Annotated in this window: 16 protein-coding genes and 1 pseudogene; 13 read left to right on the forward strand and 4 right to left on the reverse strand. The window is 34.0% G+C overall.

The annotated features are described in order from the left end of the window. Positions 1–10: 10 nt before the first annotated feature. The 4 genes and pseudogenes from DICTH_RS01300 to DICTH_RS09915 all read right to left on the reverse strand — a co-directional run. On the reverse strand, positions 11–1,084 hold the full coding sequence (locus DICTH_RS01300; protein WP_012547557.1) for an NAD(P)H-dependent flavin oxidoreductase: 1,074 nt from the start codon (positions 1,082–1,084) through the stop codon (positions 11–13). 25 nt (positions 1,085–1,109) lie between these two features. Then, positions 1,110–1,877, reverse strand: coding sequence for an enoyl-ACP reductase FabI (locus DICTH_RS01305; protein ID WP_012547181.1), 768 nt, complete (start codon positions 1,875–1,877; stop codon positions 1,110–1,112). A gap of 69 nt (positions 1,878–1,946) precedes the next feature. Then, the gene (locus DICTH_RS01310) at positions 1,947–2,720 is read right to left on the reverse strand and encodes a DeoR/GlpR family DNA-binding transcription regulator (protein ID WP_012548423.1); all 774 of its coding nucleotides are present in this window, start codon (positions 2,718–2,720) and stop codon (positions 1,947–1,949) included. 227 nt (positions 2,721–2,947) lie between these two features. Then, positions 2,948–3,400 (reverse strand): annotated as a pseudogene (locus DICTH_RS09915) (IS481 family transposase); the annotation flags it as partial. 332 nt (positions 3,401–3,732) lie between these two features. On the opposite strand from DICTH_RS09915, the gene DICTH_RS01315 reads away from it, so the two are divergent. From DICTH_RS01315 to DICTH_RS01375, 13 genes are all read left to right on the forward strand, one after another. After that, positions 3,733–5,622 carry an ABC transporter substrate-binding protein gene (locus DICTH_RS01315; protein WP_012547279.1) on the forward strand — a complete coding sequence of 630 codons (1,890 nt, stop codon included), beginning with the start codon at positions 3,733–3,735 and terminating at the stop codon, positions 5,620–5,622. A 75-nt stretch (positions 5,623–5,697) separates the two neighbouring features. Further along, a complete protein-coding gene (locus DICTH_RS01320) occupies positions 5,698–6,699 on the forward strand; it encodes an ABC transporter permease (RefSeq protein WP_012547767.1) in 1,002 nt (333 codons plus the stop codon). 11 nt (positions 6,700–6,710) lie between these two features. Next, positions 6,711–7,577, forward strand: coding sequence for an ABC transporter permease (locus tag DICTH_RS01325; RefSeq protein ID WP_012546956.1), 867 nt, complete (start codon positions 6,711–6,713; stop codon positions 7,575–7,577). Continuing rightward, complete coding sequence (locus DICTH_RS01330) at positions 7,574–8,590, forward strand: ABC transporter ATP-binding protein (protein WP_012547882.1); 1,017 nt, start codon at positions 7,574–7,576, stop codon at positions 8,588–8,590. The genes DICTH_RS01325 and DICTH_RS01330 overlap by 4 nt, the downstream gene beginning before the upstream one ends. Continuing rightward, complete coding sequence (locus tag DICTH_RS01335; RefSeq protein WP_012547667.1) at positions 8,587–9,573, forward strand: ABC transporter ATP-binding protein; 987 nt, start codon at positions 8,587–8,589, stop codon at positions 9,571–9,573. Before DICTH_RS01330 ends, DICTH_RS01335 begins: the two co-directional genes overlap by 4 nt. A gap of 42 nt (positions 9,574–9,615) precedes the next feature. Next, complete coding sequence (locus DICTH_RS01340; RefSeq protein WP_012548615.1) at positions 9,616–12,381, forward strand: alpha-L-rhamnosidase; 2,766 nt, start codon at positions 9,616–9,618, stop codon at positions 12,379–12,381. A gap of 520 nt (positions 12,382–12,901) precedes the next feature. Then, positions 12,902–13,930 carry a LacI family DNA-binding transcriptional regulator gene (locus tag DICTH_RS01345; protein WP_012547342.1) on the forward strand — a complete coding sequence of 343 codons (1,029 nt, stop codon included), beginning with the start codon at positions 12,902–12,904 and terminating at the stop codon, positions 13,928–13,930. Positions 13,931–13,950: 20 nt separating this feature from the next. Then, positions 13,951–15,771, forward strand: coding sequence for an L-fucose isomerase (locus DICTH_RS01350; RefSeq protein WP_012548147.1), 1,821 nt, complete (start codon positions 13,951–13,953; stop codon positions 15,769–15,771). Between the two features lie 44 nt (positions 15,772–15,815). Next, positions 15,816–17,300, forward strand: coding sequence for a sugar ABC transporter ATP-binding protein (locus DICTH_RS01355; protein WP_012547072.1), 1,485 nt, complete (start codon positions 15,816–15,818; stop codon positions 17,298–17,300). Between the two features lie 17 nt (positions 17,301–17,317). Continuing rightward, positions 17,318–18,304, forward strand: coding sequence for an ABC transporter permease (locus tag DICTH_RS01360; RefSeq protein ID WP_012547907.1), 987 nt, complete (start codon positions 17,318–17,320; stop codon positions 18,302–18,304). Positions 18,305–18,373: 69 nt separating this feature from the next. Then, complete coding sequence (locus DICTH_RS01365; RefSeq protein WP_012547076.1) at positions 18,374–19,312, forward strand: ABC transporter substrate-binding protein; 939 nt, start codon at positions 18,374–18,376, stop codon at positions 19,310–19,312. A 233-nt stretch (positions 19,313–19,545) separates the two neighbouring features. After that, positions 19,546–20,550 (forward strand): rhamnose ABC transporter substrate-binding protein, encoded by a 1,005-nt coding sequence (gene rhaS, locus DICTH_RS01370; RefSeq protein WP_012547895.1) that lies wholly within the window; start codon positions 19,546–19,548, stop codon positions 20,548–20,550. Between the two features lie 71 nt (positions 20,551–20,621). Beyond that, positions 20,622–22,136, forward strand: coding sequence for a sugar ABC transporter ATP-binding protein (locus DICTH_RS01375; protein ID WP_012548227.1), 1,515 nt, complete (start codon positions 20,622–20,624; stop codon positions 22,134–22,136). Positions 22,137–22,144: the final 8 nt, after the last annotated feature.

Consider the following 22,144-nt stretch of genomic DNA (forward strand, 5'->3'; position numbering starts at 1 on the left):
AGACCCCCTTTCACATGTTTTCTTCTGCTTCTTTTACCAGTTCTGCCATGAGATCTTTTACCTTTACTATCTTTTCGATTCTGTAGGCATTTGCACCTGCGAAGGCAAAGCCATATTTAAAATTTCCTTTTTTAGCATTTAGAAGGGCTATGGCAATACAGTAGGGAGAGTTCTGGTAATCACAGGTTCTTATACAATGAAATGGACATTTATATGGTTTTTTCTCTCCTCTTTCTACTGCTTCAAGAAATTCATTTTTTATAGCTCTTCCAGGAAGTCCTACTGGGCTATCTATTATCACTATATCTTCCTTTTTACATTTTAAGTAGGCTTCTTTGAATTTTTCGTCTGCATCGCACTCGTAAGTTGCTACAAATCTTGTTGCCATTTGTACACCTTTTGCTCCTAATTTTAAGAATTTGGCGATATCTTTTCCATCGTATATTCCTCCTCCTGCTATAACAGGAATTTCTTTGTCGTATTTTTCTTCTAATATTTTTACCTCATCTAATACTTCTTTGAGCCTACTTTCAAGAGTAATCTCGGGATCTTTCAATTCTTCTTTTTTAAATCCGAGATGTCCTCCCGCTAAAGGGCCTTCTACTACAAAGGCATCAGGGATATAGTTGTATTTTTCAATCCAATTTTTGGCTATGATTCTTGCTGCTCTTCCTGAAGATACAATGGGTACGAGTTTTGTTTTATCTCCCTTTTTAAGATATTTAGGAAGATCTAAAGGAAGGCCTGCTCCTGAAAAAATAATATCAATCTTTTCTTCTAAGGCCGTTTTAACCATATCTGCAAAGTTAGAAAGAGCAACTAATATGTTTACTCCTATTATTCCCTTTGTTTTTTCCTTTGCTTTTCTAATCTCTTTTCTTAAGGCTCTAATATTTGCTTCTATAAAATTTTCAAAAAAGTCTTCTTCTTCCATTCCTATTCCTGCGGTGCCTATAACTCCTATTCCTCCTTCTTCGGCTACTGCCGATGCTAATCCTGAAAGAGATATTCCTACCGCCATTCCACCTTGTACGATAGGCACCGAGGCTATGAGGTTGCCGATCTTTAAGCTTGGTAATTTCATTTTAAAACTCCTTTTTAGTAAGATTTTACATACCCATTATGTTATATCCAGCATCCACGTATATAACCTCACCTGTAATTCCAGAAGATAGATCGCTCAAAAGAAATACTGCAGTGTCTCCTACCTCTCTATGTTCAATATTTCTTCTCAAAGGTGCTCTTTCTTTATGGTATTCCAGCATATCAGTAAATCTTGCTATACCTCTTGCTGCTAAGGTACTTAATGGTCCTGCAGATATGGCATTGACTCTTATGTTTTCACTGCCAAGATCATAAGCAAGATATCTTACCGAAGCTTCTAAGGCTGCTTTTGCAACTCCCATTACATTGTAATTAGGAATAACCTTTTCAGAACCATAGTAGGTAAGGGTAATGATACTGGAATTTGTATTTAAAATGGGCTTAAAGATTCTACTCATGGCAACAAAGGAATAAACACTTACCTCCATGGCTGTAAGGAAGGCTTCTCTTGATGTCTCTATGAAGGGGTTTTTTAGGGCTTCTGAGGGGGCAAAGGCTATGGAGTGGACAAATCCATCTATTTTTCCCACATTGCTCTCTATTTCTTTTACTACTTTTTCAATATTTTCATCTTTAGAGACGTCACATTCTAAAATTAGAGGCTTTGGATTTAAATCAGCTATAAGTTCCTCTACATTTTCTTTTAGCCTCTCATTTTGATAACCAATGATTACTTCTCCTCCAAATTTCATTATGGATTGGGCAATGGCCCAAGCAATACTTTTTTTATTGGCTACGTTGAAAACAGCTATTTTTTTCCCTTGAAGTAGCATAAAGGAACACTCCTTTCCTTTGAGTTTTTTAAAGATTATATCATGCAAGAGATTGAGAGAATAGGGAAATTAATCTTCTACAGGGGCTATTATTACTTCTACACCCTGGTTTTTTAATTCATCTATATAGTGAGTAGGTACTTTTTCATCCACTATTATTTTATTCATCGCTTTTGTTGGGGCAACAAATGCAAAGCACTCCTTACCAAATTTGCTATGATCACTAACTCCTATTATTTCTCTTCCCATCTCTATAATTAACTTTTTAATTTGAGCCTCAGCTATACTTGCTGTATACATTCCTTTTGAGGGAATAATTCCTGATATTCCTAAAAATACTTTATCCACTCTAAATTCTTTTAAAACTCTTTCTGCAAGAGGACCAATAAGAGCCACAGTTTCCTTTCTTAGTAACCCTCCTGTTAGTATAACCTCTACTCCTCTTGCACTCAAAAGCTCTCTTGCTACTTCTATAGAGTTTGTAATTACCGTAACATCATGTTTATGTTTAATATTTTTAGCAATTTGTAAGGTAGTACTTCCTGTCTCAATAAATACGCTTTCTCCGTCATTTATTAATTCTGCAGCTACTTTTCCTATGGCTTGTTTTTCTTTAAGATTTTGACGCTTCTTAGTTATGTATAAAGGTTCAAAAGAAAAACTATGAGGTAAAACTGCACCACCATGAGTTCTTTTAAGGAGTCCTTCTTTTTCTAAGGTCTCCAAATCTCTTCTAATAGTTGCTCCTGTAACGTTAAATATTTTTACTAAATCAGAGACTTTGACTCCTCTTTCTTTTTCTAACAGCTCTAATATTTTTGTCCTTCTTTCTTCTGGTAACATATTTTCACCTTTATTAAATCGTTTTTTGTTGAAAAATAATATCATAGAATTTGGATTTTTGTCAAAAAAGTCTATAAGACTGTTATGGTATTTTCTTATTAATCTTAAAATAATAAGACTTAATAAACTGTAAAAGATATTGGCACTTGGTCAGGACATAGGTACCACTTTTAAGAAATAAAGATAAATTCTTTGTAAATAGACCATATTGAAAAAGAAGATCTTTACTCCTCACTATTATCTACTCTTATACTTATTTTAATGTCTCACATTATGAGCTCTCAACCACAAAACCACAAAGATAATAAAAGAGTAAGCAGTGAATCTTGTTCTTGTTTTAGCATCAATGATATTCCATTCATACTGAGGTAGGTTAAACTTAACCAAATGATTATACACGTCAGTAGGAAGGGAAGTTTTATCAAGGAGATGCTTTTTGATAGTATTTTCAGAAATAGATAGGGAATATTTTCTTAGGATAAGAGCTTTAAGTCTTCTATAGGAGAAGCCAGTTCTTTTAGCCTCGAGAGTTATCAAGTTTTCGAGGGAAGGAGGAGTTTATTAGGAGAGGAATAAGGGTTTTTATGGAGGTCATGAAGGGGGCCATTTATAGCTCTTATTACAATTTCTCTTGCCTTTTCAGGAGACAAATTTCTAATTTCGTGGTAAGATAAGATCATAGGCTGTATCCTCATCCTTGGAAAGGATTGAGAGATCTAAAGAAGCTGAGATTTAATTTCTTAATTATACCAAGGAGACGAGATACAGCCTCAATTCTTTTTATCTTCTTATCTTCATTATTATTCCTATATTCCTCATACTGGTACCTATCTCCATACCTATATGGTTGATTGAAATTGTTTCTTATTGACAAAAAGTCTTAAAAAAGTTAATATATAAACAAAGAAATAGAAAAAAAATGAAAATAAAAGAAAGGGGTTGAGATGTTATATTTAAAGTAAAGCTTAGTTTTTGTTGTTAAATTTAAATCTCTTAAGGGAGGGGAATTTTAATGAAAAAATTTTTAATTACAAGTTTACTCTTAACCTTCTTATTCTTAATGGGGGGTAATGTTTTTTCTCAGGGTTTACCAGCAGGTATAGAGAGAACAGAAACTTTTATTGTTGATCAAATATATAGACATAGTAATACTCTAAAATATAATGTCTGGGTTCCCAATGGTGGAGAGACACCCATAAGTCATGCTTTACTTACTGATACTTTATGGTTTGTAGACCAACAGACTGGTAAATGGATTAACTCTCTCGCAAAAGAGCCTCCAAAATATAATTCAGATTTTACAGAAATGACAGTTAATCTAAGAAATAATATTTATTGGAGTGATGGAGTGAGATTTACAGCTGATGATTTAGTTTTTACTGTGCAAACTATAATGAATACGCCTGGAATGCTTTGGAATGCAGAATTAACAAAGTACGTTAAGTCTGTAGAAAAACTTAATGACTTTTCAGTGAGATTTAAATTAAAGGAACCTAACCCAAGATTTCATTATTATTTCACTGTTAGATGGAATGGCGTTTATATGATGCCTAAGCATGTTTGGGAAAAAGTAAAGGATCCATTGCAATTTACCTTCTGGCCTCCTGTGTCTCTAGGGGCATATGTAATAAAGGATGCTGATCCTCAAGGGTATTGGATACTCTATCAATTGAGAGATGATTGGAAAAGAACTACCTCTGGGATAATTACAGGAAGGTCTGGTCCTAAATATATTTTGCAAATTTTCTATGGTCCTAATGAAAAGAAAGTAGCAGCAATGTTAGGGCATAACTTAGATGTATTAATGGATTTGGACATAGAAGCCTTCTTAGCTTTAATTAAGAGGAATCCGTATGCTCGTTCTTGGTATAAAGATTTTCCATGGGCATGGCCAGATGAATTAGATTCAAGAATTTTTGCGTTTAATAATGAGAAATATCCGTTTAATTTGAAAGATGTAAGATGGGCTTTAACATTAGCTTTAGATATAGTTAAACTAAATACAGAATATGTAGGAGGAGTTTCTAAAGTTAATCCAATACCACAGCCTCCAGTTCCATTTTTGATGAAATATTATCATAAACCTTTAAAGACTTGGTTGAAGGCATTTAGGTTGGATTTAGGAGACGGACAATACTTTAAGCCTTTTGATGATACAATTCCTCAAAAAATAGCTGATTGGGCTAAAAAACAGGGATATACTGTGAGTGGTAATCCTGAGGATGTATTTGGGATTGGTTGGTGGAAATATGCACCTGACGTGGCAGAAAAATTATTGATAAAGAATGGATTTAAAAAAGTTGGAGGAAAATGGTATTTGCCAGATGGAAAACCTTGGAAATTTAGTATAGTTGCTGCACCTGATGAAGTGGATGCTTTTAGATTAGCACTTGGAGCTGCTGATCAATGGAAGAAGTTTGGAATAGATGTTACGGTAGAAGCTCTTGAGAGAACACCATATTATGAAAGAGTCCAGTTAGGAGATTTTGATGTAAGTTCAAGCTGGTCTGATGCTTGCTCTGCCTGTGCAGCAAACGCAGTAATCGATAAATGGCAGTATATACAAGGATTGCATTCTACATACTATGCTCCTATAGGTCAACGCTCTTTGACAGGCAATTCTTTAAGAGTAAAGGATAAAAAATTGGATGAAATAATTGAAAAGCTATCTAAGATTAGCCCTAATGATCCTAAAACTCTTGAGTATGGAAGAGAATTTATGAAACTTTGGGTTGAAAATATGTATGGAATAATAACACATGGATTTAAGAAATTTATAACAATAGACACTTACTACTGGACTGGATATCCAACTGCAGAATCTCCTAAGGTACAGCCTAATTACTGGTTTATGGGGGGTAAATTTACTTTCCCATATCTTGAACCCACTGGAAGAAAATAAATAATAGTCTGCTCATTTTTGATACCCCCGGGAGAAGTTCCCGGGGGTATATAAAGTGAAAGGAGTTTAGAGTATATGGAGAATTATGTGAAATATATCATAACTAGGTTTATTCAGACACTAATTGTAATATTTATAGGGATAACAATAGTATTTTTTGCTCCTAGGTTTACTCCTATGGATCCTGTACAGAGTGTTATTATGCGAGCTTATTCTCAAAGTACGGTAGATGCCTCAGTTATACAAGGTCTTGTTGAAACCTTAAAAGATTTATATGGTCTAAGAGGAACAATATGGGAACAATATATTAGATTCTGGAAGCATTTGTTGAAGGGAGATTTAGGACCTTCTTTTACAATGTTTCCAACTCCGGTTATTCAAATAATATTTAAAGCTTTGCCATGGACAATTGGGCTCTTGTTGACATCCACCTTAATAGCTTGGCTTTTAGGGATTATACTTGGTACGTTAGTAGGATATTTTCCAAATAAAAGCTTTTCTAAGATCTTAAGTATCATTATTACTTGTATTTATCCCATACCTTATTATATAATTGCTCTAATTTTAATATTCATATTTTGTTATATTTTTCCTATCTTTCCTCTCATGGGAGGAGTTCAAATTGGTTTAAAACCCTCTTTTAGTTTAACTTATATTTTAAGTGTAATAAAACACGGATTTCTACCTGCTTTGTCTTTAATTATTGGAACCACATGTTTTATATTTATGACTCAAAGAGCTTTAGTTTCTACTTTGATAGCGAGCGATTTTATTGTTTTTTCAGAAGTAGCAGGTCTTTCAAGAAAGAGGATATTCTTATATTTAATAAGGAATAGTATGCTTCCTCAAATAACTGATCTTGCACTGTTTTTGGGTGGTATTTTTGGTGGAGCTTTAATGACTGAGATAGTTTTTTCTTATCCAGGGATAGGACAAATATTATACTCGGCTATTTTACAATCTGATTTTAATCTTATAATGGGTATATCAATATTTTCCGTGGTAGGTGTTGCTTTTGCTGCTTTTATTTTGGATCTTATTTATCCATTGTTAGATCCAAGAATTAGGGTCAAGTAGGAGGAAAATTTATGAAGGTAATAAGAGACTTACTGAAATATGATAAAAATTTTTTAGTGGGGTTTATTTTTTTAGTATTTGCTTTATTGCTTGCGATTTTATCTTTTTTTTCCCCATATAGTCCACAAGAAAGATACGTTGTAGAAAGGGACAAACCCCCCTCTTTTAGTCATATTTTGGGGACTAATTCTTTAGGGCAAGATGTATTTTGGTATTTAACCTTTGCAATAAGGAACTCTCTAATTATAGGTTTATTAGCTGTAATTCTTGGAAGAGCCGTTGCAGTTGTAGTTGGACTTCTTTCAGGTTATTTAGGGGGTAGATTTGACAGAATTGTTACTACAATAACTGATAGTTTTATTGTTCTTCCAAGATTACCCATTTTGATTCTTTTATCCTTTACCATAAAGGGAAATATGAACTTCATTACAATGGCATTATTAATTGCCTTTTTTGATTGGGCTTGGCCCTCGAAAAGATATAGATCGCAAATTTTAAGCCTGAAAGAAATGGAATTTACGAATACTGCAAAATTTTCTGGTAGAAGAATTTTTCAAATTGTTTTTAAAGAGCATATGCCATTTTTAATACCGTACCTCCTTGCAGATAGTATTAGTGGATTCTTATTTGCTATTGGAATGGAAATAACTCTCTCAGTTTTAGGACTCACTAATCTAGATATTCCTACTATTGGAACTATGATTTTCTGGGCAAATTATTATCAATCTATGCTAAATGGCACATGGTGGTGGATAAGTTCCCCAGTATTGATATTGATAATTACAGTATTAGGTTTTTATTTATTATCTGTAAGTATTGGTACATTCCTTGATCCAAGGGTTAGATTACAAAAGATAAGTGTGGGGGAAAATAAATGATGAGTAGAGATAGCAAAGACTTATTAGTTGATGTTGATAATTTAAAAGCCTATTATGTAACTAGATTATACGGGATAAATAGAATAGTAAAAGCTGTGGATAATGTATCTTTTGAGATTTATAAGAATGAAATTTTAGGGATAGCTGGGGAAAGTGGTTGTGGAAAATCTACTTTGTTAAAGGTTTTACTTAGAATTATAAAACCGCCTTTATTTGTATATGATGGTTCTGTTAATTATTTTCTTCAAGATAAAGAGTATATAAACATTATAAGTCTAGGAGAAGAAGAAATTAAAAGTTTGAGATGGAAGTTAATGTCTTATATTCCTCAGGGGTCTATGAATGTCCTTAATCCTGTAAGAAAAATAAAAAATACTTTTAGAGATTTTATAAAAGAACATTTTAAAGAAGAATTTGAAGAGGTTAATATTAATAAACTTATAAAAGAACATTTAGAATCTCTAGGTTTACCTTCTGAGGTGTTGGATTTATATCCTCATCAACTTTCTGGAGGAATGAAACAGAGAGTAACTATTGCTTTGTCTACGTTGTTCAAACCTAAGATAATCTTTGCTGATGAGCCTACGACTGCTCTTGATGTAATAGTACAACGGGGAGTTTTACAGCTTTTAAAAAAAATCCAGAGAGAAGAAAAGAATACTATAGTGATTGTTTCTCATGATATGGGAATTCATGCATATGTGAGTCAAAGAATTGCTATTATGTATGCAGGAAAAATTATTGAAATTGCTGATAAAAGAGAGATATACACTAATCCACTTCATCCTTATACTAAATACTTAATAAATTCACTTCCTAGAATTGGAGATAAGTCTTATAAAGCAAGTATACCAGGAACGCCCCCTTCTTTGGCTAATCCTCCTATGGGATGTCGATTTCATGAACGTTGTCCTGAAGCACAAAATGTATGTAGGGAACAAGAACCTTTATTGGAAGATGTTGGTAATAACCATAAGGTTGCATGTCACTTTGTCAAAGGGGGAAAATTATGAGACAAGAAGATTTTCTTATTGTAAGAAATCTCAAAAAGGTTTTCTCTGTTGGTAGTTTACTGTTAAAAACTAATATTTATGCAGTTAATAATGTCTCTTTTGAGATAGATCTTACCAGACCTGAAATTTTTACTTTAGCCGGAGAAAGTGGGAGTGGAAAATCCACTTTAGCCCGTATGCTTCTTGGATTGATTAAACCGACCTTTGGAGAGATATTATATAAAGGAAGAGATATAACCAAGCTGTCCTCTCAAAAAGACTGGTATAATTTTTCTAAAGAAGTTCAGCCTATTTTTCAAAATCCTTTTGAAACTTTTAATCCATTAGTTAAAGTTGAAACATATTTGTATGATACAGCTTTAAATTATAAAGTTGTGAGTTCTCTCAATTCACATGATTATATTGAAGAAATATTAATAACTGTAGGTTTAACTTTAGAAGAAATTAAAAATAGATATCCACATGAATTTTCAGGGGGACAGCTTCAAAGACTCTCTATAGCAAGAGCTCTGATTACACGACCAACTCTTTTAATAGCTGATGAACCTGTATCTATGATTGATGCTTCTCTTAGAATGTCAATAGTTAACCTGTTTAAAGAATTAAAAGAGAAATTTAATGTAACAGTGATTTATATAACTCATGATCTTGCAACTGCCTATTACATAAGTGATCGCATAGCAATAATGTTAAGAGGGAATATAGTTGAATTAGGCCCTGTGGAAAGGGTGTTATTAAATCCATTACATCCATATACAAAGCTTTTGAAGTCCTCCATTCCTGAGCCCACAGCTGAATTATCCTGGGATGAAGAAGTAAAGCTTACAGTTTTAGAGGAAAAAGAATTTGGTTTGGGAGGGTGTAAATTTGCGTATAGATGTACAGAGGCTAGTGATATTTGTTTCGAGAGAGAACCTATTGAAAGCTTTGTGGACGAGAGAATTGTTAAGTGTCATATGTATTCTTCGCATAAGTTTATTTAAAGCTTAATAAATTTAATAAAAATGAAGGAGGGTAAATTTTATATGAAGTCAAGTAATATTTACTCACCCTTTGATCTGAAATGTGAATTTACTACGAATCCTTTAGGCGTAGACAAGAAGAATCCTATATTTTCATGGAAATTAAGACATTTAGAGAAGAACGAAAAACAAACTGCATATCAAGTAATCGTTTCTAGTTCATTGGAGACAATAAATGATAACATTGGGGATGTCTGGGATACAGGAAAAGTATTATCATCTGAGCAAGTAATTAAGTATGAGGGAAAAGAGTTAGAACCTTGTAAAGTTTATTTTTGGAAAGTTAGATGGTGGGATAGTAAAGATCAGGAAAGTCCTTTCAGTGTAGTTAATACTTTTGAAACTGGGCTTATGAATGAAGAAAATTGGAAAGCAAAATGGATAACCAAAAAGGAACATAAGTATGAAGTTTATTCTCCAGATGGGGCTCCTTTCGGCTTAAATTATACAATAGCTTATGCTCCTATGTTTAGGAAAAGTTTCAGTATTTCTAAAAAAATAAAAAGAGCAAGAGTTTATATAGCGGGTTTAGGGCTCTACGAACTTTATATTAATGGAGAGAGAATTGGGGATAGAGTCCTTGATCCTGGGCAGACTGATTATAAGAAGAGAGTCCTTTATACTGTTTATGATGTCTCAAAAAATATAAGAGATGGTAAGAATGCTATTGGGGTTATCTTAGGAAACGGAAGGTATGTGAAGGAATATGGTTATGATTTTCCCAAATTAATAATACAAGTTCTTGTTGAGTATGAAGATGATTCTATTGAATGGATTGTAAGTGATGAATCTTGGAAAACGACTTATGGACCTATTACTTTAAACAGTTTATATCATGGAGAGATATATGATGGTAGAAAGGAAATAAAAGGATGGAATTTGCCAGATTTTGATGATTCTACGTGGGAGAATGCAATATTAGCAGAACCTCCTGGAGGCAAACTATATTCCGAGATTTACCCACCTATAAGAATAACAAAAACTATTAAACCTATAAAAATGTGGAGTCCAGAACCTGGCACTTATGTTTATGATTTTGGACAAAACTATACTGGATGGATAAAAATAAAAGTAAGAACTAACGAGTCAGGAAAAGAAATAAGAATAAGGCATGCTGAGTTGACCTATGAGGATGGTACCTTAAACTATTCAACAAATAGAACTGCTCTTGCAACAGATGTTTATATCACTAAAGGAGAAGGATACGAAGAATATGAACCAAGATTTACATATCATGGGTTTAGATATGTAGAAATATTAGGGTATCCTGGTGTTCCTACCTTGGAAGATATAGAAGGAAAAGTGGTTCACACAGCGGTAGAATCTAACGGAGAATTTATATGTTCTAATGAGTTAATAAATAAAATTCATCACAATATTATCTGGGGACAGCTTAGTAACTTGATGAGTATCCCTACGGACTGTCCACAAAGAGATGAAAGAATGGGATGGATGGGGGATGCTCAGCTTTCTGCAGAAGAAGCTATTTTTAATTTTGACATGATAGGTTTCTATAGAAAATATCTAAATGATATTAGAGATGCTCAAAAAGAAAATGGTAGTTTATCTGATGTCATACCACCTTATTGGAGCATATATCCTGGTGATCCTGCTTGGAGCACTGCATATATTACTATAGCCTGGTATTTATATCAGTACTATGGAGATAAATATGTTCTTGAGGAACACTATGAAGGATTCAAGAAATATGTAGAGTTTTTGAAAAAATTGGCACCAGATTACATAGTTAGTTTCTATAAATATGGTGATTGGTGTCAACCCGGGACAGTAAGACCTAAGGATAATTCAGGAGAACTAACTTCTACTTTTTATTTTTATCATGATGTCATTACTTTGTCAAAGATAGCAAAACTGTTAGGTAAAGAGGCGGATTATAAATATTATTCAGAACTTGCTGATAAGATAAAGAGCGCCTTTAATAAGAAGTTTCTAAAAGAAAAGGCTTATGCGTCTATTCCAACAGAGTTGAGTGAAGAAAATGTAAAAGCACTCTTAGAAAAGTATCCTGAAGATATAAAAGACTTTCTGAGGCAACAATTTACTATTTTATCGTCTTTAGGGATGTTTACAAGTCAGACTTTGAATACTCTGCCTCTATATTTAAATCTTGTTCCTGAAGATAAGGTGCAAGATGTTTTAAAGACATTATTAGAGGATATTATTATTAGACATGATTATCATCTTGATACAGGAATTGTTGCTACAAGATATATATTTGATGTTCTAACTAGTTATGGGTATGACGAGGTGGCTTATAAAATAGTTAATCAAAAAACATATCCGAGTTTTGGATATATGATCGAAGAGGGTGCTACAACTTTATGGGAAAGATGGGAGAAATTAACATCTACAGGTATGAATTCTCATAATCATATTATGTTTGGTAGTGTAGATGCTTGGTTCTATAGAGTTATTGCTGGAGTAAGAGTAGGAGAGCCAGGGTGGAATAAAATAATATTTGAGCCTCATCCAGTTGGAGATCTAAAGTACGCCAAGGCGAGATTAAATACCATTAAAGGGGAAGTGGAGATAAATTGGCAGAAAACTGAAAATATATTTAGTATGAGGATATCTGTACCAGTGAACTCTGAGGGAGAAGTGCATGTACCTAAGTTGTTTGAGAGATTTGTAGTGAAAGAAGGAGATAATATAATTTATGAAAAAAAGGGTGATCTTGAAGAAAATGAGAAGTATATAGTCATAAGAGTTGGATCCGGATCATACAACTTTTATATGGAAAAGATATAAAACTAAAAATAATTTAAGCTTCTACCTAACAGGGGGATATTTTTATAAATGTCCCCCTGTTTTTAATGGTACTTGGTAAGGATTTAAATACTATTTTAAATAATTAAATATAAGTTCTTTGTAAAAGACCATATTAAAGAAAGTCCTTCTATAAGAAAATAATAGATAAAAAGGAGATATTCAGTTCCTTTTGTTATTGATTTTATTTCTACACCTTTTTATTTTCCATACAGAGCTCCTCACTATTATCTACTCTTATATCCATTTCATATCTCACGTTATGCGCTCTCTTGAATAAAGGTTAAACTTAATCATGGGATTATACATATCAGGAGGAGGAAGGATAAGCCAATTTTAAAATCTTAGCGGTTTTTGAGATGTTGCAATTATAAGGAAGAAGTAATACAGTTATTCTTTATGCTGATGCTTATCTTTATACATATAGGGTGTTTACTATTTTTAATTTTTATAGTATAATGTTATCGTTAACATTAAAATAAAAGTTTTAGGGGGATTTATATTGGTCACCATAAAAGATGTGGCTAAAAAAGCAGGGGTTTCAGTGATGACCGTATCCCGAGTTATTAATGGGAGTAAGAATGTAAAGGAAAGTACTCGGGAGAAGGTTTTGAGGGCGATCGAAGAGTTAGGTTATGTTCCTAATTCAGTAGCAAGGAGTCTTATTTTAAATAAAACTTTAACTATAGGACTTGTAATATCAGATATAACAAACCCATTTTTTACAACCATTGCAAGGGGAGTTGAGGATACTGCAATTTCTAAACATTTTACTGTTATCCTTTGTAATACTGACGAAGATCCAGAAAAAGAAATGATGTATGCTGAGGTTTTAGCTAGGAGTAAAGTTGATGGGGTTATTTATGCCTCTGCCTCTGGCAAAAAAGCTCCTTTAAAATCTTTATTTTTAAAAAAGATTCCTATTGTTTTAATTGATAGAACTATAGAAGGCGTAAATGACTTAGATATTGTAAGAGGAGACAGTGTTTTAGGGGCTTACCTTCTTACTAAACATTTAATTGATTTAGGACATAGAAGAATTGGAATTATTGTAGGAAGTCATTTTATTTCAACAGCAAGGGACAGAATAGAAGGATATAAAAAAGCTCTTAATGAGGCAAATATACCGATAGATGAATCATTAATTAAGATCAATGAAAACTCTAAGTTTTCTAAAGAGGATGGCTATAGATTAACTAAGGAACTTTTGAATTTGGAAAATCCTCCTACTGCCATTTTTGGAGGAAACAACCTTATGGCTGTAGGAGCACTTCTTGCGATAAGAGAAAGAGGATTAGAGATACCTGAAGATATCTCTCTTGTCTCTTTTGATGATATTGAAAGTTTATCAGAAGTCTATCCTTTTTTAACGGTTGTTAAACAACCTGCTTATACTATGGGGGTTATTGCTACGGAGATTTTAATAAGGAGAATAGAGAACAGAGATAAAATTAAGGAAAAAAGAGAGATACTTCTTACCCCTGAGTTAATCATAAGAAAGTCAACTGCTCCACCCAAAAGAAAAATATAGATAGAGGGGAGGAATTTATAATGAACAGGATTTTTCCTGTGAGAGTTGGAGAAAAAAGGTTTATTGAGGAATATCCTAAGGTGGGAATTCGTCCAACCATCGATGGTAGATATGGAGGAGTAAGAGAATCGTTGGAAGAACAAACCATGAATTTAGCCAAGGCTGTTGCTGAATTTATTGAAAACAATGTTTATTTACCCAATGGAGAGAAAGTTAAATGTGTGATTCCTCAAAGGTGCATTGGAGGGGTAGCTGAAGCAAGAATGGCGGATGAGTTGTTTAGAAAAGAAGGAGTAGGAGTTTCTATTACTGTTACACCCTGCTGGTGTTATGGCGCAGAAACCATGGAGATGAGTCTGGATGTACCGAAAGCAGTGTGGGGATTTAATGGGACAGAAAGGCCTGGGGCTGTTTACTTGGCGGCTGTTTCTGCTGCGCATAATCAGAAGGGTCTACCTATATTTAAGATCTATGGAAAAGATGTACAGGATAAAGATGATTACAGTATACCTTCAGATGTAAAAGAAAAGATTTTAAAGTTCGTCAAAAGCGCTCTTGCAGTAGCAATTATGAAGAATAAATCTTATCTTTCTATCGGTAGTGTTTCCATGGGTATTGCTGGATCTATTGTAGATCCTGACTTCTTTGAAGATTATTTGGGGATGAGAGTTGAATATGTGGATATGACGGAGATTATTAGGAGAATAGAGAGAAAAATTTATGATGAAGAAGAATTTAAGAGGGCAATGGAGTGGGTGAAGAAATATTGTAAGGAGGGAGAGGATCCCAATCCTCCTGATAAGAGGGTTGATGAAAAGAAGAAGCAAGAGGTTTGGGAATTTGTAGTTAAGATGACTTTAATTATAAGAGATTTAATGGTAGGAAATAAAAAGTTAGAGGAATTAGGTTATCCTGAAGAAAGCTTGGGTCACAACGCAATAGTTGCAGGCTTTCAAGGACAACGTCAATGGACAGATCATTTCCCTAATGGTGATTTTACAGAGGCAATTTTAAATACTTCTTTTGATTGGAATGGGCTTAGACAGCCATATATATTGGCTACAGAGAATGATAGTCTTAATGGTGTGGTTATGCTTTTTGGGCATTTATTGACAAATACTGCCCAAATCTTTGCTGATGTAAGAACCTATTGGAGTCCTGAAGCGATTTATAGGGTTACAGGTTGGAAGCCAGAAGGGTTAGCTCAAAACGGAATAATTCATTTGATAAATTCTGGACCTGCAGCACTTGATGGAACAGGTCAGCAAGAGATTGAAGGTAGACCAGCAATAAAACCATTCTGGGAGATAAGCGATGAGGAAGTTATAAAATGTTTAGATGCAACTAAGTTCTGCTATGCTAATTTAGGTTATTTTAGGGGTGGAGGATTCTCTACTAAATTCATCACAAGAGGTGGAATGCCTATAACTATAAGCAGATTAAATATAGTTAAGGGACTTGGGCCTGTATTACAAATTGCTGAAGGATACACAGTAGAACTTCCTCCTCATGTCCATGAAATTCTCGATAGAAGGACAGATCCAACTTGGCCTACCACATGGTTTGTTCCTAAATTAACAGGTAAAGGTGCCTTTAAGAGTGTTTACTCTGTGATGGAAAATTGGGGAGCTAATCATTGTGCCATAACCTATGGACATGTAGGAGATTTGTTTATTACTCTCGCTTCTATTTTGAGAATTCCAGTAAATATGCATAATGTGGAAGAAGAAAGAATATTTAGGCCTAGTGCTTGGTCTATGTTTGGTACGGAGGATTTAGAAGGTGCTGATTTTAGGGCTTGTGTGAATTTTGGTCCTTTATATAAGAAGGTAGCCAAGTAAAAGGAAGGGGGACTGAAACTATAAGTACTGAAACCTTAGTTTTAATGGAGAATATAAACAAAAGCTTTCCTGGAGTTCAGGCTTTAAAAGATGCTTATTTTGAACTTAATCGAGGAGAAGTACATGCATTAGTTGGGGAAAATGGTGCAGGAAAGTCCACCCTAATGAAAATTTTAGTAGGAGCTTACAGGAAAGATTCTGGAAGGATTATTTACAAGGGGAAAGAGGTAGATATTCCTAATCCTCGTGTTGCTCAAGAGATGGGAATAAGTATGGTATTTCAGGAGTTGAACTTAATGCCGCATTTAACTGTGGCACAAAATATATTCATCGGAAGAGAACCAAAACGAAAAAATATACCTATATTTTTAGATGATAATGAGATAAACAAGAGAACAAAAGAGCTTCTTGATATGCTTCATTTAAAGGTAGAACCTAATGTTAAAGTCTCGAATTTGAGTGTAGGGAAGCAGCAAATGGTAGAAATTGCAAAAGCACTATCTTTTAATTCAGAGGTTATCATTTTTGATGAACCTACTGCTGCGTTGAGTGAAGCAGAAACTGAAGAACTTTTTAATGTGATAAGAAAGCTTAAAAGTCAAGGAATAGGAATAATATATATTTCTCATAGGTTGGAAGAATTAAAAGAAATAGCTGATAGAGTTACTGTTATGAGAGATGGACAATACATAGCTACTGATTACATGAAAAATTTAACTATAGAGAAGATTATAAGCATGATGGTGGGTAGAGAGATATATGAGACTTTACGGGAGAGAGAAGTAGATGAAAATGCTGAGGTTGTATTAGAAGTAAGAAATCTTAAAAGAGGTAAAGTTTTTAAAGATATTAGTTTTAGTTTGAGAAAAGGAGAAATTTTAGGATTTGCAGGTTTAATAGGAGCAGGAAGAACGGAGGTTGCAAGAGCTATATTTGGGGCTGATCCTATAGATTCTGGCGAGATCTATGTTAAAGGTAAAAGAGTAAGTATAAAAAATCCATGGGATGCTATTAATCATAGAATTGCATATCTTTCTGAGGATAGAAAGAGATATGGATTGATGCCTGATCTTGATGTCAAATCTAATATTATTTTACCTTCGATGAGAGATTTTCTCAGAGCCTTAGGTTTTGTGGATGATAAAAAGGCTGAAAGTGTAAGTAATGAGTATGTAAAAAGATTAAAAATAAGGACCCCATCGGTAAAGCAAAAAGTTAAGAATCTTTCTGGAGGAAATCAACAGAAGGTAGTAGTAGCAAAATGGTTGCTTAAAAACTGTGATATTCTCATATTTGATGAACCCACCAGAGGGATAGATGTAGGTGCAAAAAATGAAATATATAAGTTGTTGAATGAATTGATAGCTGAGGGAAAATCGATAATTATGATTTCTTCAGAGCTTCCTGAGATTTTGAGAATGAGTCATAGAATTGTGGTGATGTGTGAAGGAAGAATTACCGGAATATTAGATGCCAATGAGGCAACGGAAGAGAAGATTTTAAAATATGCTACCATGTATGAGGATTAAAAGGAGGTTTAATTTAGATGGCTGAAAAATTATCAGCTTTATTTTCTAAAAGTGGCTTGAGACAGATATTAATGTTTGCAAGTCTGTTTTTGCTTTTTGCTTTTTTCTCATTAGCTTCGCCTAATTTTTTAACTTATGAGAATGTAATTGCGATTTTACTTGCAACTTGTGTAAATGGGCTTCTTGCTCTTGGTGTAACTTTTGTAATTATTACAGGAGGTATTGATCTTTCTATTGGAACGGTTATGACGATTTCTTCTGTTATGAGTGGTGTTTTTATAACTTTCTGGAAATTACCTGTTTTTGTTGGAGTTCTTGGGGGAATTCTAACTGGGGTTTTGGCGGGGTTTATAAACGGTACTGTTATTTCTAAGATGAAATTACCACCTTTTATTGCCACCTTAGGTATGATGATGATAGCTAAAGGTTTAGCTTTGGTAGTTTCAGGATGTAAACCTATATATTTTAATGACGCTCCTATTTTTAATAAGATTGCTATGGGATCTATATTGGGTAGTATATTTCCTGGTTTAGGTGAGTTTCCTAATGCAATCTTATGGTTTATTCTATTTATAATTATTGCACATATTATTCTTACAAGAACTGCTCTTGGTAGATATACCTTTGCAATTGGAAGTAATGAAGAAGCTGCAAGACTTTCAGGGTTAAATGTAGATAAATGGAAGACCATAATATATGCCTTATGTGGAATGTTTGTGGGTATAGCAGGAGTTATAATGGCTTCCAGATTGAATTCAGCCCAACCTGCTTTAGGCCAAGGATATGAGCTTGATGCTATAGCTGCTGTAGTAATAGGAGGGACGTCTTTGAGAGGGGGAGAAGGTTCAATAATTGGAACTGTTATAGGAGCCTTGATAATGAGCACTCTTACTAATGGTTTAAGAATCTTATCTGTACCTCAGGAATGGCAGATTGTGGTAAGTGGAATTATAATTATCGGTGCTGTTTATCTTGATATCATAAGAAGGAGCAGAGAAGTATGAATAAATTAGGTAATATTTGCCAGTTCTGGCAAATATTATAAAAATCTTAATTTGGGGGAGGTTTTCAAAATGAAGCGTTTTCTAATTGTAACCTTAATTTCTCTTTTCCTAATTGGTTTCTCAATTACATCAGCTCAAAGACCATATATTGCAATGATCTCAAAAGGGTTCCAACATCAATTTTGGCAAGCAGTGAAAATGGGAGCTGAAAAGGCAGCAAAAGATTTGAATGTTACTATTACTTTTGAGGGACCTGAGTCTGAAGCAATGGTAGATAAGCAAATTGAGATGTTACAAGCTGCTCTCGCTAAGAAACCTGCAGCTCTTTGTATTGCAGCTCTTGACAGTAAAGCAGTTATACCATATCTTGAAAAGGCACATTCTATGGGAATTCCAGTAATTGGTTTTGACTCTGGAGTAGACAGCGATATTCCTGTGACTACTGTAGCAACTGACAATATTAAAGCAGCAGGATATGCTGCCGATATGATGGCAAAGTTTATTAACAGGGTGGGAGAGGTGGCTTTAGTAGTTCATGACCAAACAAGTAGAACTGGAATTGATAGAAGGGATGGTTTTGTAAATAGGATTAAACAAAAATACCCATTAATTAAGATTGTAGCTATTCAATATGGTGGAGGAGATCATCTTAAGTCTACTGATTTAGCAAAGGCTATTATACAGGCTCATCCAAGATTAAAGGGAATATTTGGTGCTAATGAGGGATCAGCTATAGGAGTTATTAATGCTGTGAGAGAGATGAACAAAGTTGGAAAAATAGTGGTAATAGGATACGATTCTGGTAAACAGCAAATTGATGCTATAAAATCTGGCTTGATGGCAGGAGCTATTACTCAGAACCCAGTAGGAATGGGTTATATGGCTGTTGAAGCAGCTGTAAAGGCAATCAAAGGCGAGAAATTACCAAAATTTATCGACAGTGGTTTCTATTGGTATGATAAGACTAATATAGATGATCCTAAGATAAAACAGTGCTTATACGAATAGTTACAAATCTGACTGCTAATTGATAAATAGAAGATAGAAATCATAGGGGAGGCTAAAAAGCCTCCCCTTTTATTTTTGTCTCTTTTTGACAAATCATATATTTTTATGTAGAATAAAAACAAATGAAAGTAAAAAATAATCAAAAATGAAAAAAATTACTAAGGAGGAGGTGTAAAATTAATAAGCCTTTAATTGTACCTTTTAACTACAAAATCTTATTTGGGGGGAGCTATATGAAAAAGTTTTTAATTTTTGTACTTCTTGTATTGCTAATTGTGTTAGGTACAGAGAGTTTTGCTCAAAAGAAGTATGTAATTGGATTAGTAACAAAGACAGCTGGTAATCCATTCTTTGAGGCAGTAAATAAGGGGGCACAAGAAGCAGCAAAGGAATTAGGTATTACTGTGATACATCAAGCTCCTGCAGCATCAAGTGTACAAGGTCAGATTGATATAATTAACTCAATGATTGCTCAAAAGGTAAGTGCAATCTGTATTTCTGCAAATGATCCTGATGCTTTGGTACCTGCATGCAGAAAGGCACAACTTAGGGGAATTCCGGTAGTAACTTTTGACTCAGCAGTAAAACCACAGGGAAGGAAGTTATTTGTAAACCAAGCAGATATGGAACAGATAGGAAGAATTCAAGTACAACTTTTGGCAAAGATGATCAACTATGAAGGTGAAATTGCTATACTGAGTGCTGCCTCCACAATGGCAAACCAAAATACTTGGATTGCTTGGATGAAGGAAGAATTAAAGAAACCAGAATATAGTAAGATGAAATTGGTAGCTATAGTTTACGGGGATGATATAAGGGAAAAGAGTTATAATGAGGCAATGGGATTATTTAAATCCTATCCTAACTTAAAGGGTATAATTGCTCCTACTACTGTTGGTATTGCAGCAGCTGCTCGTGCCATTGAAGATGCTGGATTATCTGGAAAAGTTCAACTTACAGGACTTGGTTTGCCGAGTGAAATGGCGGAGTATGTGAAGAGAGGTACTTGTAAAGCATTTGCTTTGTGGAATCCTATAGATTTAGGATACGCAACAATTTATGCTACTTATCGTTTGTTAACTAGAGAAATTAAAGGGAATGTGGGAGAAAAGGTTAATTTGGGAAAACTTGGAGAAAGAACAATTGTAGATGAAGGAAACGGGGGAAGAATGATAATTCTTGGACCTCCATTTGTATTTGATGCTTCTAATATAGATTATTGGTCTAAGGTCTACTAATAGAAAAATTCTAAAGGGGGAGGGTGTTAATTCTCCCCCTTTTATTTTTAATTGAGAGGAGTTTTCAGATTATGGAAGAGTATATTTTAGAGGTTAGAAATATATATAAATCTTTTACAGGAACAAAACCAGTTTTAGAAGGAGTAAGTTTTAGCTTAAAAAAGGGCGAGATCCATGCTTTACTGGGTGAAAACGGAGCTGGAAAGTCTACATTGATAAAAATTATAAGTGGGGTTCTACAGCCTGACCATGGAGATATTCTATTAAAGGGTAAGAAAGTACATTTTAGTAATCCGTTAGATGCTCAAAGACATGGTATTGCAGCAGTTTTTCAGGAACTTGCTTTATTTCCTGAGTTAAGTGTAGCAGAGAATATATTTATTGGGCATTATAAGTATAAGACTCCTTTTAAAAGTATTAATTGGAAGGATTTATACAAAGAGGCAAAGGATTTTTTAAGTTCCTTAGGTATTGAAATAGATCCCAAGGTTCCTGTTAAGAATTTGAGTATTGCAGAAAGACAAATAGTAGAAATTGCGAGAGTTCTATCTATAAATCCTGAGATTTTGATTATGGATGAGCCTACATCTTCTTTAACCTTAGAAGAGACTCAGAGGCTTTTTAGTATTATCAAGAGCTTAAAAGAAAGAGGAACATCCATAATTTTCATCTCTCATAGATTGGAAGAAGTTTTTGAAATAGCAGATAGGGTAACGGTTTTAAGGGATGGGCAATATATAGGGACAAAAAATGTGTCAGAGACTAATGTAGACGAACTTATCCAGATGATGGTAGGAAGAAAGTTAGAAGATATGTATCCAAAGGTAGAAGCAAAAAGAGGAGAACTTTTATTAAAGGTTGATGGTTTGACAAGAAGTGGAGAATTTTATGATGTTTCTTTTGAACTTTTTGAAGGAGAGGTTTTAGGTATTGCTGGTCTTGTTGGTTCGGGTAGGACCGAAGTTGCTCAAACTATATTTGGTATAAGAAAGAAGGATAAAGGAAAGATATATGTAAGGGGGAGAGAAGTAGATATAAAGAGTCCAAAAGATGCTATAAGTCTTGGAATTGTATATGTCCCTGAAGATAGACATCAGCATGGTTTACTTTTACCTATGGATATAGTTTGTAATATTACACTTCCTGTTTTAGAAAGTTTGGCGAGTAGGGGAATAATAGATAGAAGAGAGGAGGAAATACTTACAAAAAGATATTTTGAAATTCTTGATATTAGGGCATCTGGAATAAGGCAGAAGGTAATGAGTCTTTCGGGAGGAAATCAGCAGAAGGTTGTACTTGCAAAATGGCTTGCTACTAAGCCAAAAGTTCTTATTCTTGATGAACCTACGAGAGGAATAGATGTAGGAGCAAAGGTGGCTATATATCAGCTGATAAATAAGCTTGCCCAGGAAGGCTATGGTATAATTCTCATTTCATCTGAGATGCCAGAGATTATTGGAATGAGTGATAGGATACTTGTAATGCACGAAGGAAGAATAGTTGGTACTATCTCAAGAAAGGAAGCAACTCAGGAGAAGATTTTGTCTATGGCTTTAGGAAGAAAGATATATTCGAAAAGTTTGTAATTTAAGGA

The sequence above is a fragment of the Dictyoglomus thermophilum H-6-12 genome, from assembly GCF_000020965.1.
GTDB classification, from domain to species: domain Bacteria; phylum Dictyoglomota; class Dictyoglomia; order Dictyoglomales; family Dictyoglomaceae; genus Dictyoglomus; species Dictyoglomus thermophilum.